The sequence below is a fragment of the Streptomyces sp. PsTaAH-137 genome (assembly GCF_003259365.1).
In the GTDB taxonomy this organism is placed as follows: Bacteria; Actinomycetota; Actinomycetes; order Streptomycetales; family Streptomycetaceae; genus Streptomyces.
The window spans coordinates 450,552-465,007 of the sequence record NZ_QLLY01000005.1; the positions used below are offsets into that span (position 1 = coordinate 450,552).

The 14,456-nt window shown below is 72.3% G+C and carries 12 protein-coding genes and 1 tRNA gene; 11 read left to right on the forward strand and 2 right to left on the reverse strand.

The features are described 5' to 3' along the window. Positions 1-108: 108 nt before the first annotated feature. The gene (gene murA / locus K377_RS13840; RefSeq protein WP_111663593.1) at positions 109-1,455 is read right to left on the reverse strand and encodes a UDP-N-acetylglucosamine 1-carboxyvinyltransferase; all 1,347 of its coding nucleotides are present in this window, start codon (positions 1,453-1,455) and stop codon (positions 109-111) included. 252 nt (positions 1,456-1,707) lie between these two features. Between murA and K377_RS13845 the strand changes: the two genes are divergently transcribed. From K377_RS13845 to K377_RS41660, 10 genes are all read left to right on the forward strand, one after another. Next, positions 1,708-2,277, forward strand: a complete 570-nt coding sequence (locus K377_RS13845; protein WP_111663594.1) for a YqgE/AlgH family protein — start codon at positions 1,708-1,710, stop codon at positions 2,275-2,277. A 52-nt stretch (positions 2,278-2,329) separates the two neighbouring features. After that, on the forward strand, positions 2,330-2,623 hold the full coding sequence (locus tag K377_RS13850; protein ID WP_181512560.1) for a DUF3039 domain-containing protein: 294 nt from the start codon (positions 2,330-2,332) through the stop codon (positions 2,621-2,623). A gap of 173 nt (positions 2,624-2,796) precedes the next feature. Beyond that, positions 2,797-4,098 carry an extracellular solute-binding protein gene (locus K377_RS13855; protein ID WP_111663596.1) on the forward strand — a complete coding sequence of 434 codons (1,302 nt, stop codon included), beginning with the start codon at positions 2,797-2,799 and terminating at the stop codon, positions 4,096-4,098. After that, positions 4,095-4,988, forward strand: coding sequence for a carbohydrate ABC transporter permease (locus K377_RS13860; protein ID WP_258395033.1), 894 nt, complete (start codon positions 4,095-4,097; stop codon positions 4,986-4,988). The genes K377_RS13855 and K377_RS13860 overlap by 4 nt, the downstream gene beginning before the upstream one ends. Beyond that, positions 4,985-5,815, forward strand: a complete 831-nt coding sequence (locus K377_RS13865; protein ID WP_111663597.1) for a carbohydrate ABC transporter permease — start codon at positions 4,985-4,987, stop codon at positions 5,813-5,815. The genes K377_RS13860 and K377_RS13865 overlap by 4 nt, the downstream gene beginning before the upstream one ends. Before the next feature lie 5 nt (positions 5,816-5,820). Beyond that, positions 5,821-7,431, forward strand: a complete 1,611-nt coding sequence (locus K377_RS13870; RefSeq protein WP_111663598.1) for a beta-N-acetylhexosaminidase — start codon at positions 5,821-5,823, stop codon at positions 7,429-7,431. 323 nt (positions 7,432-7,754) lie between these two features. Then, complete coding sequence (locus K377_RS13875; protein ID WP_111663599.1) at positions 7,755-8,651, forward strand: xanthine dehydrogenase family protein subunit M; 897 nt, start codon at positions 7,755-7,757, stop codon at positions 8,649-8,651. Further along, the gene (locus tag K377_RS13880) at positions 8,648-10,132 is read left to right on the forward strand and encodes a 2Fe-2S iron-sulfur cluster-binding protein (RefSeq protein ID WP_111663600.1); all 1,485 of its coding nucleotides are present in this window, start codon (positions 8,648-8,650) and stop codon (positions 10,130-10,132) included. The genes K377_RS13875 and K377_RS13880 overlap by 4 nt, the downstream gene beginning before the upstream one ends. After that, positions 10,129-12,459, forward strand: coding sequence for a xanthine dehydrogenase family protein molybdopterin-binding subunit (locus tag K377_RS13885; protein WP_111663601.1), 2,331 nt, complete (start codon positions 10,129-10,131; stop codon positions 12,457-12,459). Before K377_RS13880 ends, K377_RS13885 begins: the two co-directional genes overlap by 4 nt. Further along, positions 12,456-12,599, forward strand: a complete 144-nt coding sequence (locus K377_RS41660) for a hypothetical protein (RefSeq protein ID WP_161195185.1) — start codon at positions 12,456-12,458, stop codon at positions 12,597-12,599. The genes K377_RS13885 and K377_RS41660 overlap by 4 nt, the downstream gene beginning before the upstream one ends. Positions 12,600-12,647: 48 nt before the next feature. On the opposite strand, the gene K377_RS13890 is transcribed toward K377_RS41660, so the two are convergent. After that, a tRNA-Cys gene (locus K377_RS13890) sits at positions 12,648-12,719 on the reverse strand. 180 nt (positions 12,720-12,899) lie between these two features. On the opposite strand from K377_RS13890, the gene K377_RS13895 reads away from it, so the two are divergent. Beyond that, positions 12,900-14,372, forward strand: a complete 1,473-nt coding sequence (locus tag K377_RS13895; protein WP_111663602.1) for an MFS transporter — start codon at positions 12,900-12,902, stop codon at positions 14,370-14,372. Positions 14,373-14,456: the final 84 nt, after the last annotated feature.

Here is a 14,456-nt window from a genome sequence, read left to right on the forward strand (position 1 = left end):
CCACCGGCCCGCAGACGGCCGCGAGGCCCTCGTGGCAGCCCGGTGGCCGGAAACGGCGATGGGGGCCGCCCGGGAAATCCCGGGCGGCCCCCATCGAGGTACAGGCGGCTAGCCGAGCGCCTTGCCGGGGAGTTCGACCTTGGCGCCGAGTTCCACGAGCTTCTCCATGAAGTTCTCGTAGCCGCGGTTGATGAGGTCGATGCCGTGCACCCGCGACGTGCCCTGCGCGGCCAGCGCCGCGATCAGGTACGAGAAGCCGCCGCGCAGGTCGGGGATGACCAGGTCGGCGCCCTCCAGCTTGGTGGGCCCGGAGACGACGGCGGAGTGCAGGAAGTTGCGCTGGCCGAAGCGGCAGTCGGAGCCGCCCAGGCACTCGCGGTAGAGCTGGATGTGCGCGCCCATCTGGTTGAGGGCCGAGGTGAAGCCCAGACGCGACTCGTAGACCGTCTCGTGGACGATGGACAGGCCCGTGGCCTGCGTCAGGGCCACGACCAGCGGCTGCTGCCAGTCGGTCTGGAAACCGGGGTGGACGTCCGTCTCCAGCGCGATCGACTTGAGCTGGCCGCCGGGGTGCCAGAAGCGGATGCCCTCGTCGTCGATCTCGAAGGCGCCGCCGACCTTCCGGTACGTGTTGAGGAACGTCATCATCGAGCGCTGCTGGGCGCCGCGGACGTAGATGTTGCCCTCGGTGGCGAGCGCGGCGGAGGCCCAGGAGGCGGCCTCCAGGCGGTCGGAGAGCGCGCGGTGCGTGTAGCCGCCGAGCTGGTCGACACCGGTGATGCGGATGGTGCGGTCGGTGTCCATCGCGATGATCGCGCCCATTTTCTGCAGGACGCAGATCAGGTCCTCGATCTCCGGCTCCACCGCGGCGTTGGAGAGCTCCGTGACGCCCTCGGCGAGGACGGCCGTGAGCAGGACCTGCTCGGTGGCGCCCACGGAGGGGTACGGGAGGCGGATCTTGGTGCCGCGCAGCCGCTGCGGGGCCTCCAGGTACTGGCCGTCGGCCCGCTTCTCGATGGTGGCGCCGAACTGGCGCAGCACCTCGAAGTGGAAGTCGATCGGCCGGCCGCCGATGTCGCAGCCGCCCAGGCCCGGGATGAACGCGTGGCCGAGGCGGTGCAGCAGGGGTCCGCAGAGCAGGATGGGGATACGGGACGAGCCCGCGTGCGCGTCGATGTCGGCGACGTTCGCCGACTCCACGTGCGAGGGATCCATCACCAGCTCGCCCGGCTCCTCACCGGGGCGGACCGTCACACCGTGCAGCTGCAGCAGTCCGCGTACGACCCGCACGTCGCGGATGTCGGGGACATTGCGCAGCCGGCTCGGAGCGCTGCCGAGCAGCGCCGCGACCATGGCCTTGGGCACGAGGTTCTTCGCGCCGCGGACACGGATCTCGCCCTCCAGCGGGGTTCCGCCGTGGACAAGCAGTACGTCGTCAATGCCGGTGACGGTCATGAATCTCGCGTTCCGAAGAGGTGGGCAGGGGACCAAGGGACAAGGGTAAGGGCCGCCTCCCCCTGTTCCGTAAGCCCGCGGTCGGCCTGAAGCGTCATGACTTCGCTACAACACGAAACGTTCCCCGTCGGGCACAAGGGGTGACCGTTCCGTCCGGTGCGCCCCTTCCGCTTCCATGCGCGCCGACCTGCATGCATACGGGAGTTGCGCACGGCTCCCCGTACGGCGTGCAGATGCGGGATCATGTCTGGCATGACCGAGGTGTCCTCGCTCACAGGGCGGTTGCTCGTGGCCACACCCGCCCTCGCGGACCCGAATTTCGACCGGGCGGTCGTGCTGCTTCTCGACCACGACGAGAAGGGCTCGCTCGGTGTCGTCCTGAACCGGCCGACGCCGGTGGACGTCGGCGACATCCTGGAGGGCTGGGGCGAGCTGGCCGGTGAGCCGGGCGTCGTCTTCCAGGGCGGTCCCGTCTCCCTCGACTCGGCGCTCGGCGTCGCGGTGATCCCCGGCGGCGCCTCGGCCGACGGGCCGCTCGGCTGGCGCCGGGTGCACGGCGCGATCGGCCTCGTCGACCTGGAGACGCCGCCGGAACTGCTGGCGGCGGCCCTCGGCTCGCTGCGGATCTTCGCCGGGTACTCGGGCTGGGGGCCGGGCCAGTTGCAGGAGGAGCTGTCCGAGGGCGCCTGGTACGTCGTCGAGTCGGAGCCCGGGGACGTCTCGGCGACCCGGCCGGAGGGGCTGTGGCGGGCGGTGCTGCGACGCCAGCGCAGCGAGCTGGCGATGGTGGCGACGTATCCGGACGATCCTTCGCTCAACTAAGCGCCCTGGCGACTCTTCGCCCTGGGGGCAGGCTTAAGTACCCTTGGCGGTTATGAGCACTCTTGAGCCCGAGCGCGGGACAGGTACGGGGACCCTCGTAGAGCCGACGCCGCAGACGTCGCACGGTGACGGCGATCACGAGCGCTTCGCCCACTATGTCCAGAAGGACAAGATCATGGCGAGCGCCCTGGACGGCACGCCTGTCGTGGCGCTCTGCGGCAAGGTGTGGGTGCCGGGCCGTGACCCGAAGAAGTACCCCGTCTGTCCCATGTGCAAGGAGATCTACGAGTCCATGGGTTCGGGCGGCGACAAGGACAAGGGCAAGGACGGCGGCGGCAAGAAGTAGCCCCTCCCTCCTCTGTCGGACGAGGCCCCCGGTGTGCGGTGACGCACGCCGGGGGCCTTTGTGTTGCCCGTAAACCATTGCGCTCAATGGTCCAGTCCTTCTAGCCTCCGTCCTGTTGTGCACAGCGAAACAGCCATTGCGTATGTTGCAACGACTATTCGGAGGCGTTTCCGATGAAGCCCCTTGCCCGAACAGCCCTTCCGCTCACCGCCCTTGTGCTCGCCGCGGGCGCCGCGTGCGCTCCCGGCACGTCCGGCGGCGGCGACTCCGCGAAGGACGACAAGAGCGGCACGCTGCGCGTCTGGCTCTTCCAGGAGGTCAACAACGGCCCCAAGAAGAAGGTCATGGACGCGGCCGTCGACACCTTCGAGAAGGCGCACGACGGCGCGCAGGTGAAGATCGAGTACATACCCGTCGAGACCCGCGCCGAGAAGATCAAGGCCGCCTTCAACGACCCGAAGAGCGCTCCCGACGTCATCGAGTACGGCAACACCGACACCGCCGGATACGTGAAGGACGGCGGACTCGCGGACGTGACGAAGGAGTTCGGCGCCTGGGACGAGGCCGCCGACACCGACCCGACCGCCAAGGAGTCGGTGACCGTCGACGGGAAGATCTACGGCGCCCCCTACTTCGTCGGCGTACGAGCCCTCTACTACCGCACCGACGTCCTCAAGGACCTCGGCGTCGACGTGCCGAAGACGCAGGAAGAACTCGTCGCCACCGCCAAGAAGATCCACAAGGAGAAGCCCGAGCTGTACGGGCTCGCGGTCGGCGGCGCCTACACCTACGGTGCGATGCCGTTCATCTGGGCCAACGGCGGCGAACTCGCCGACAAGAAGGGCGACTCGTACACCTCGGCGATCGACAGCCCCGCCGCCCAGAAGGGCATCAAGGCGTACACCTCGCTCTTCGGCGACACCAACTGTCCCGCCGCCAAGTGCGCCGCGATGGGCGGCAACGACACCGTCACCGCCTTCGCCTCCGGCAAGGCCGCCATGGCCATCGGCGGCGACTTCAGCCACCAGGCCATGGAGGACGGGGCGGTGAAGGGCAAGTACGCCGTCGTGCCGCTGCCCGGCGTCAAGCAGGGCGACATCGCGCCCGCCTTCGCCGGCGGCAACAACATCGGCGTCCTGAAGAGCACCTCGCACCGCACCCTCGCCGTCGACCTCATGAAGCAGCTCGCCGGCAAGGACGCGCAGCGCGCCCTGTTCTCCGGGATGGGCTTCCTGCCGACCTACACCGACGTACGCCAGGACGTCGCCAAGGAGGAGCCGTTCGTCGCGCCCTTCGTGAAGACCCTCGGCGCCGGCGCGAAGTTCGTGCCCGCCTCGCCCGGCTGGGCGCAGATCGACGCCTCCCAGGTCCTGCCCACCATGTTCCAGGAGATCGTCAGCGGCCGTAAGGACGTCAAGGCGGCCTCCGGGGACGCCGCGAAGAAGATGGACGCCGCGTTCGGGGCCGCCGGGTGAGCTCCGTGCACGCGCGGGGCGGGAGATGGGCGCCCTGGCTCTATCTCGCCCCCGCGCTCGTCCTGCTGGGCGGACTGCTCGTCTATCCCATCTACCAGCTTGGCCTGATCTCGTTCCTGGAGTACACCCAGGCGCAGGTCAGCGGCGGTGCCCAGACCACCTTCCGGGGCTTCGGCAACTACCAGGAGCTGTTCTCCGACAGCCAGTTCTGGCAGGTGCTGCTCGCCACCGTGCTGTTCGCCGGGGCCTGCGTCGTCTCCACGCTCCTGGTGGGCTGCGCGCTGGCCGTGCTGCTCACGCGGGTGCGGGCCGTGCCCCGGCTCGCCCTGATGCTGGCCGCGCTCGGCGCCTGGGCCACCCCGGCGATCACCGGCTCCACCGTCTGGATGTTCCTCTTCGACGCGGACTTCGGCCCGGTCAACAAGGTCCTCGGGCTCGGCGACTTCTCGTGGACGTACGGCCGCTACAGCGCCTTCGCGCTGGTCCTGCTCGAAGTGGTCTGGTGCTCCTTCCCGTTCGTGATGGTCACCGTGTACGCGGGCATCCGCGCCATCCCGGGCGAGGTCCTGGAGGCGGCCTCCCTCGACGGGGCCTCGCAGTGGCGGACCTGGCGCTCCGTCACCGCGCCGATGCTGCGGCCGATTCTCGTCGTCGTCACCATCCAGTCGGTGATCTGGGACTTCAAGGTCTTCACCCAGATCTACGTGATGACGGGCGGCGGCGGCATCGCCGGACAGAACCTCGTCCTCAACGTGTACGCGTACCAGAAGGCGTTCGCCGGAAGCGAGTACAGCCTCGGCTCGGCCATCGGGGTCGTGATGCTCGTGATCCTGCTCGTGGTCACGCTCGTCTATCTGCGGCTGATGCGCAGAGAGGGCAGGGAACTGTGAGAATCCAACGGCCCTGGCGGCTCGCCGCGGAGGCGTCCGCGCTGCTGATCGCGCTCGTCGTCGCCTTTCCCCTCTATTGGATGGTGCTCAGCGCCCTCAAACCGGCCGGGGAGATCGAATCGACCGAGCCGCGCCCCTGGACCCTCGATCCGTCGCTCGACTCCTTCCGCCGCGTCTTCCAACAGGAGGAATTCGGCCGTTACTTCGTCAACAGCCTGATCGTGGCGGGGACGGTCGTGGTGATCTCGGCGCTCGTGGCGTTTCTCGCGGCGACGGCGGTGACGCGCTTTCGATTCCGGTTCCGTACGACGCTGCTCATCATGTTCCTCGTCGCGCAGATGGTGCCGGTCGAGGCCCTGACCATTCCGCTGTTCTTCCTCATGCGGGACTTCGGGCAGCTCAACACGCTCGGCTCGCTGATCCTGCCGCATCTCGCGTTCTCGCTGCCGTTCGCGATCTGGATGCTGCGCGGATTCGTCAAAGCCGTGCCCGAGGCCCTGGAGGAGGCCGCCTACCTGGACGGCGCGAGCCGTTCCCGCTTCCTGTGGCAGATCCTCTTTCCGCTGGTCTTCCCGGGCCTGGTGGCGACGAGTGTCTTCTCCTTCATCTCCACCTGGAACGACTTCCTGTTCGCGAAGTCGTTCATCATCAGCGACACCTCTCAGTCGACGCTTCCGATGGCCCTGCTCGTCTTCTTCAAACCGGACGAGAACGACTGGGGCGGAATCATGGCAGCGTCGACCGTGATGACCATTCCGGTACTGGTCTTCTTCGTACTCGTACAGCGGCGCCTGGTGTCCGGGCTCGGCGGCGCGGTTAAGGACTGAGCTTCATGGATCTGATTCCGGCCCCCCGATCGGTGGCCAGTTACGGCGATCAGTACCTCGCGGTCGGCGAGGACACCGGGATCGCCGCCGGCGCGGGCACCGAGGACACCGCCCGCTGGCTGCGCGCCACGGTCGGCGCCGCGACCGGGCTCGACCTCGCGCCCCGGGCCGAGGGCGACGATCTCGTCCGGCTGTCCGTCGACGACACGCTGCCGACGGAGGGTTACCGGCTCTCCGTCACCCCGCGCGGGGTCGACCTGCGGGGCGGCTCGCCGGCCGGGGTGTTCTGGGGCGCGCAGACCCTGCGCCAGCTCCTCGGCCCGGACGCCTTCCGGCGCGCGCCGCTGCCCGGCCGCGCCTGGCGGCTGCCGCTGACCGACATCGAGGACGGCCCGCGCTTCGGCTGGCGCGGCGCGATGCTCGACGTCGCCCGGCACTTCATGCCGAAGGACGGCGTGCTGCGCTTCATCGACCTGCTGGCCGCGCACAAGCTCAACGTCTTCCACTTCCACCTCAGCGACGACCAGGGCTGGCGCGTCGAGATCAAGCGCTATCCGAAGCTCACCGAGGACGGGTCCTGGCGCACCCGGACCAAGTACGGGCACCGGGCCTCGGAGCTGTGGGAGGACAAGCCGCACGGCGGGTTCTACACCCAGGACGACATCCGCGAGATCGTCGCCTACGCCCACGCCCGGCACATCGCCGTCGTCCCCGAGATCGACATCCCGGGCCACTCGCAGGCCGCGATCCACGCCTACCCGGAACTCGGCAACACCGACGTCGTCGACACGGCGGCGCTGCCGGTCTGGGACACCTGGGGCGTCAACCCCAACGTCCTCGCCCCGACCGAGACCGTCCTGCGCTTCTACGAGGGCGTCTTCGAGGAGCTCCTGGAGCTGTTCCCCTCGACCTTCGTCCACGTCGGCGGGGACGAGTGCCCGAAGGACCAGTGGAGGGCCTCGCCCACCGCGCAGGCCCGGATCGCCGAGCTCGGCCTGAAGGACGAGGACGAGCTCCAGTCCTGGTTCATCCGGCACTTCGACACCTGGCTGAGCGAGCGCGGGCGCCGGCTCGTCGGCTGGGACGAGATCCTGGAGGGCGGGCTCGCGCCCGGCGCGACCGTCTCCTCGTGGCGCGGCTACGAGGGCGGGATCACCGCCGCACGCGCGGGCCACGACGTCGTCATGTGCCCGCTCCAGCAGGTCTATCTGGACTACCGGCAGTCCGACGGCGCCGACGAACCCGTCCCCATCGCGTACGTCCGCACCCTGGAGGACGTCTACCGCTTCGAGCCGGTTCCGCCGCAGCTCACCGAGGAGGAGGCCCGCCATGTCATCGGCACCCAGGCCAACATCTGGACCGAGGTGACGGAGAACGCGCAGCGCGTCGACTACCAGACGTTCCCGCGGCTCACCGCCTTCAGCGAGGTCGCCTGGAGCGAGCTGCCGGAGCCCGGGGAGCGCGACTACGCGGACTTCGAGCGCCGGATGACCGCCCACTACCGGCGACTTGACGCCCTCGGCGTCGACTACCGGCGCCCCGGCGGCCCGTTGCCCTGGCAGCAGCGCCCCGGCGTGCTCGGCCGCCCGCTGGAGGGCCCGCCGCCGGCCGTGTGAACCGACCTCTCGCGGTGGGCCTCCCGGGTCCACCGCGACGGGGGTTCCCACGTCACCCCATACATCACCGAAGAGTGCCAATTCGTGCGCACGGGCGATGCGCTGTCATTTCGGTCATCTCCCAGGTGGAAGGGGCGAATGCCTCCTACCGGACCCCCTCTCCGGGCTCCGGGGAAGATGTGCCAGAGTTGCCACGTCGGGCCTGTCAGCACGTACCGTACGGCGGAACAGGCGTAACGGCGGGAACGGCGGTCACACGCGGACCACGCGGGGACCGGCGCACCGCCGGGCGCGCGGCCGGACATCGGGAAGGGGCAGCCGGTTTGACCACGCACGCACCGCAGGCGACACAGGCCGCGGTACTTCCGGGTTCGCTGGACGAGGCGGTCGCGGCGCTCGCCGCGCTGCCCACAGCCGTGCCCGTGGCCGGCGGCACCGACCTCATGGCCCAGGTCAACGCGGGTCAACTCCGTCCCGCCGCGCTGGTCGGCCTCGGCCGGATCAGCGAGATCCGCGGCTGGCAGTACCAGGACGGCCACGCGCTGCTCGGCGCCGGTCTGACCCACGCCCGCATGGGCCGCCCCGACTTCGCCGCGCTCATCCCGGCCCTCGCCGCGTCCGCCCGCGCCGCGGGCCCGCCCCAGATCCGCAACGCGGGCACGCTCGGCGGGAACATCGCCTCGGCCGCCCCGACCAACGACGCCCTGCCCGTACTGGCCGCGCTGGAAGCCACGTTGATCATCGCGGGGCCCGGCGGCGCGCGCCGCGAGGTCCCCGTCTCGCATCTGCTCGCGGGCATGGAGATGCTGCGGCCCGGCGAGCTGATCGGCTTCGTGCGGGTGCCGCTGCTGCACGCGCCGCAGGTGTTCCTGAAGGCGACCGGCCGGACCGGCCCCGGGCGGGCGACGGCCTCCGTCGCGCTCGTCCTCGACCCGGCCAGGCGCGGGGTGCGCTGCGCGGTCGGCGCGATCGCGCCGATGCCGCTGCGGCCGCTGGAGGCCGAGCAGTGGGTGGCCTCGCTCATCGACTGGGACGGCGAGCGCGGCGCGCTCGTGCCGGAGGCGATCCAGGCGTTCGGCGAGTACGTCGCCGCGGCCTGCATCCCGGACCCGGCTCCGGCCCCGGACGGCACGCAGGAGGCGCTGCCGCCCGCCGTGACCCATCTGCGGCGCACCGTCGCCGCCCTGGCCCGACGTGCACTCGGGAGGGCGCTGTCGTGACGAACGAGTACCCCGGACGCGACCCGCACGACCCGCACGACCCGCACGACCCGCACGACCCGCACGGTCGGCGGGACGGCTGGCAGCCGCTGCCGCAGGGCGAGTACGACTCCGACGCCACGGCCTTCGTCCAGCTGCCGCCCGACGGCTTCCCGGACGCGCCGCTCGCCGCGCCGGGTCACGGGTACGTCCCGCCGCAGATAACGGTGAGCCCGGCCACCGGCGCCGCCGGTGCCGACCCCGCGGCGACCGGCGTGTGGGTGCTGCCGCCGGACCTCACGGGCGCGGCCCCGCAGCCCGCCGACGGCGCGCAGGGCGCCGGGAGCGCCGATGCCGGCTGGCCCGAGGCCGGCAGCCAGGATCCGTACGCCGGCGGTGTCGCCGAGGCCGCGCAGGGGCAGACCGGGCAGTGGTCGATCCCCGTCGCGGGCGGTGAACTCCCCGACGAGTCGGGGGAGTTCACGACCTCCGCGCTGGCCTCCCAGTGGGCCGACCGGATGCCGCCCGCGACCCTGCCGGGCGGCGCGCCCGCGCCGTGGGCGACGCAGGACTGGGCGCAGGACCCCGCCCCGGAGCCGCAGGCACCGGAGCCCGAGCCGCAGCCCGAGCCCGAGGTGTCCGCGCGGGCCTGGGCCCAGGAGGCGCCCGCCCCCGTGCCGGACGCGCCTGCCGAGGAGCCCGAGCCCGAGCCGGAGCCCGAACCGGCCGTGGACGAGCAGCCCGAGCCGGCCGTCGAGGAGCCCGAGACCGCGGAGCGGCCCGCCGCCCCGGCGGACGAGGAGACGGTCCTGCCCGAGCAGGCCGCCGAACCCGAGCCCGAACCGGAAGCCGAGCCCGAGCCCGCGGCCGTCCCCCTCCACGACGACCACCCCCTCGCCAGTTACGTGCTGCGGGTCAACGGCGCCGACCGCCCCGTCACGGACGCCTGGATCGGCGAGTCGCTCCTGTACGTGCTGCGCGAACGCCTCGGCCTCGCGGGCGCCAAGGACGGCTGCTCGCAGGGCGAGTGCGGCGCGTGCAACGTGCAGGTGGACGGCCGCCTCGTCGCCTCCTGCCTGGTCCCGGCGGCGACCGCGGCGGGCAGTGAAGTCCGTACCGTCGAAGGGCTGGCCGAGGACGGGCAGCCCTCCGACGTGCAGCGCGCGCTGGCCGCGTGCGGTGCCGTCCAGTGCGGGTTCTGCGTCCCCGGCATGGCGATGACGGTGCACGACCTGCTGGAGGGCAATCCCGACCCCACCGATCTGGAGACCCGCAAGGCGCTCTGCGGCAACCTGTGCCGCTGCTCCGGCTATCGCGGCGTCCTGGACGCGGTGCGCGAGGTGGCGGCCGAGCGCCGGGCGTCCGCCCGCGCGGCGGCCGCCGAACAGGCCGACCGGGCCGAGCAGGACGGTCAGGGCGGCCAGGAGGACGAGGAGCCCCGCATCCCGCGGCAGGCGGGACCGGCCAGTGGTGACCTGTTCCAGGACGGAGGCCAGGCGTGACGAACGAGACCACCGAGGCCCCCGCGGGCCTGTCCCCGGAAGCGGAGGGGATCCCGCACGGCCTGGGCACGACCCTGCCCTCGGCGGAGGCCAGAGCGAAGGCGGAGGGCACCTTCCCCTACGCCGCCGACCTGTGGGCCGAAGGGCTCCTGTGGGCGGCGATCCTGCGTTCGCCCCACGCGCACGCCCGCGTGGTCTCCATCGACACCACCCACGCGCGCGAGATGCCCGGCGTGCGCGCCGTCGTCACGCACGAGGACGTGCCCGGCGGCCCGCCGGCCGGCCACCGCACCGCGGACCGCCCGGTCTTCGCCTCCGACGTCGTCCGCCACCACGGCGAGGCGCTCGCGGCGGTCGCGGCGGACCACCCGGACACGGCCCGGATGGCCGCGGCGGCGATCATCGTCGAGTACGAGATCCTCGAACCGGTCACGGACCCGGAGCAGTCCTTCGGCGCCGAGCCCCTGCATCCCGACGGCAATCTGGTCCGGCACATCCCGCTGGTCCACGGCGATGCCGAGGTCCAGGGCGAGGTCATCGTCGAGGGCCTGTACCGCATCGGCCGCCAGGACCCGGCGCCGATCGGCGCCGAGGCGGGGCTCGCCGTGCCGCGCCCCGACGGCGGCGTGGAGCTGTACATCGCGTCGAACGACCCGCACGGCGACCGCGACGCGGCGGCGGCCCGCTACGGCCTGGAGCCGGAGCGCGTGAAGGTCGTCGTCACCGGGGTGCCCGGCGCGACCGGCGACCGCGAGGACCCGAGCTTCCATCTGCCACTGGGCCTGCTGGCCCTGCACACGGGCTGCCCGGTCAAGCTGACGGCGACCCGCGAGGAGTCCTTCCTCGGCCACCCGCACCGCCACCCGACGCTGCTGAGGTACCGTCACCACGCCGACGCCGAGGGCAAGTTGGTGAAGGTGGAGGCGCAGATCCTGCTGGACGCGGGCGCCTACGCGGACACGTCGTCGGACGCGCTCGCGGCGGCCGTCGCCTTCGCCTGCGGCCCCTACGTCGTCCCGCACGCCTCGATCGAGGGCTGGGCGGTGCGCACCAACAACCCGCCGTCCGGGCATGTCCGGGGCGAGGGTGCCATGCAGGTCTGCGCCGCCTACGAGGCGCAGATGGACAAGCTGGCGAAGAAGACCGGCGTCGACCCGGCCGAGCTGCGCATGCGCAACGTCCTCGCGACCGGTGACGTGCTGCCCACCGGCCAGACGGTGACCTGCCCGGCGCCGGTGGCCGAACTCCTCGACGCCGTACGGGAGTTCCCGCTTCCCGCGCTGCCCAAGGACACCCCCGAGGAGGACTGGCTGCTGCCCGGCGGCCCCGAGGGCGCGGGCGAGCCCGGCGCGGTCCGGCGCGGGGTCGGCTACGGCATCGGCATGGTCCACATGCTCGGCGCCGAGGGCGCCGACGAGGTCTCCACGGCCACGGTCAAGGTCCACGACGGCGTCGCCACCGTCATCTGCGCGGCCGTCGAGACCGGCCAGGGCTTCTCGACGCTGGCCCGCCAGATCGTCCAGGACACGCTCGGTATCGACGAGGTCCACGTGGCCCCCGTCGACACCGACCAGCCCCCAGCGGGCCCCGGCTGCCGCGGCCGCCACACCTGGGTCTCCGGCGGCGCGGTCGAACGTGCCGCGAAGATGGTCCGCACCCAGCTCCTCCAGCCCCTGGCCCACAAGTTCGGGATGTCCACGGAGCTGCTCCAGATCGCCGACGGCAAGATCACCTCGTACGACGGTGTGCTGTCCACCACGGTCCAGGAGGCCATGGACGGCAAGGAGCTGTGGGCGACGGCCCAGTGCCGCCCGCACCCGACCGAGCCGCTGGACGCGCAGGGCCAGGGCGACGCCTTCGTCGGCCTCGCCTTCTGCGCGATCCGCGCGGTCGTGGACGTCGACATCGAGATCGGCTCGGTCCGGGTCGTCGAACTCGCCGTGGCCCAGGACGTCGGCCGCATCCTCAACCCCGGCCAGCTCGCCGCCCGCATCGAGGCGGGCGTCACCCAGGGCGTCGGCGCGGCCCTCACCGAGAACCTGCGCACCCCGAAGGGCATCGTGCGCCGCCCCGACCTGACGGGCTACGCGCTGCCCACGTCGCTGGACGCCCCGGACATCCGCATCGTGAAGCTCGTGGAGGAGCGCGACGTGGTGGCCCCCTTCGGCGCGAAGGCGGCGAGCGCGGCCCCGGTGGTCGCCTCCCCGGCCGCGGTCGCCTCGGCGGTCCGCGCGGCGACGGGCCGCCCGGTCAACCGCCTCCCGATCCGCCCCCAGGCAGCGGTGGTGACCCCGGACCCGGCACCGGTGATGGAGCCCCAGTCGTGACGCCGCCCGATCCCGAATCGCAGCAGCCCCGGGCCTACGAGCCCGCCCCGTCCCCGGGGAAGCTGCTGCTCTTCGTGCTCGCGTTCGTCGTCTTCGCCGTGATCGTCGTCGGCGGAGGCGTGATCCTCGTAGCGGGCTGAGTACGGAAGAACCCCGGCACCTTGTCAGGTGCCGGGGTTCCTCTTCAGAGGCCGTAACCGGAATCGAACCGGTGTGCTTCGCTTTGCAGGCGAATCCCTAAGCCACTCGGGCATACGGCCAAGCTCTTGCTGATGTCCTCGACCGTAGAGCGTGCCCCCGCCCGCCTCAAGGGTTCCGCGCGCCCCGCAACGGGACTGCCACACGCCGTTCATGAATGGACGGGCGTAGGACCAAGGGACCAGGGCGGGACCGACTCCGGACAGGGGTCAGGTGGGGTTTTGCCTCTTACGCTGATCGGCATGACCGCTCTCGACGACGCCGGCCCCGCAGCCCCGGACACCGCAGTTCCCGACCCCGACCGAGGCGGCGTGCTCGGGCGCGGGTATCGCGCGCTGAGCATCGGCATCGTCACGGTCATCGTGCTCATCGCCTTCGAGGCGACCGCCGTCGGGACCGCGATGCCGGTCGCCGCGCGGGACCTGGACGGGGTGGCGCTGTACGCCTTCGCGTTCTCCGCGTACTTCACCACCAGCCTCTTCGGCATGGTCCTCGCCGGGCAGTGGGCCGACCGGCGCGGGCCGCTCGGGCCCGTCGGCGCCGGGATCGGGGCGTTCGCGGCGGGGCTCCTGCTGGCCGGGACCGCGGCGAACATGTGGACGTTCATCGTGGGCCGCGCCGTGCAGGGCCTCGGCGGCGGGCTCGTCATCGTCGCGCTGTACGTCGTCGTCAGCCGGGCCTACCCGGCGCGGCTGCGCCCCGCGATCCTGGCGGCGTTCGCGGCGGCCTGGGTCGTGCCGTCGGTCGTGGGGCCGCTGGCGGCCGGGGCCGTCACCCAGCACCTCGGCTGGCGCTGGGTCTTCCTCGGCATCCCGGTCCTGGTCCTGGCACCTCTCGGGCTCGCCCTGCCGCACATTCGGCGGCAGGCGGGCGGATCGCCCGAGGGCCGGGCGCCGGAGCCGTTCGAGCGGCGCCGGATCCGGCTCGCGTTCGGCATCTCGGCCGGCGCGGGACTGATCCAGTACGCGGCCCAGGACCTGCGCCCGCTCTCCGTCCTGCCGGGCCTCGCCGGAGCCGCCCTCCTCGTACCGTCCGTGCTCGGACTGCTGCCGCGCGGCACCTACCGGGCCGTGCGCGGACTGCCCTCCGTGGTGCTGCTGCGCGGGATCGCGGCGGGCTCGTTCATCGCGGCCGAGTCGTTCGTGCCGCTGATGCTCGTCACCCAGCGGGGCGTCTCCCCGACGCTGGCCGGGCTCTCGCTCGCCGCGGGCGGCGCCACCTGGGCGATCGGCTCGTGGGCGCAGGCCAGGCCCCGCATGGAGCCGCACCGCGAGCGGCTCGCGGCCGTCGGCATGGTGCTGGTCGCCGCTGCCATCGCCACCGTGCCGCTGGTCCTGCTCGACGACGTACCGGTGTGGCTGACCGCGGTGGCCTGGGCGTACGGCTGCCTGGGCATGGGCATCGTGACCTCCGCCACCAGCGTGCTGCTGCTCCAGCTGTCCGCCCCCGAGGAGGCGGGCACGAACTCCGCCGCCCTCCAGATCTCCGACGGCCTCTCCAACACCCTGCTGCTCGCGGCGGGCGGCGCCGCCTTCGCGGCCCTCGGCGGGGGAGCGGTCGGCCACGGGGTGGCCCAGGGCGCGGGCGGCGCGCACCCGGCCGCGTTCGTCGCCGTGTTCCTGCCGATGGCGGCCGTCGCGCTGATCGGCGTGGCCGTGGCGACGCGGCTGCGGGCCCCCGCGACCGGCGAGGACGCGCCGGTGACCGCCGGCTGACTACCGGTGAAATGCGGGGAGTTGATCTGTGACGCACGTCCCAACCTGCGCCCGCCCGGCCTGGTGAGGCGGAAACGTCAACCT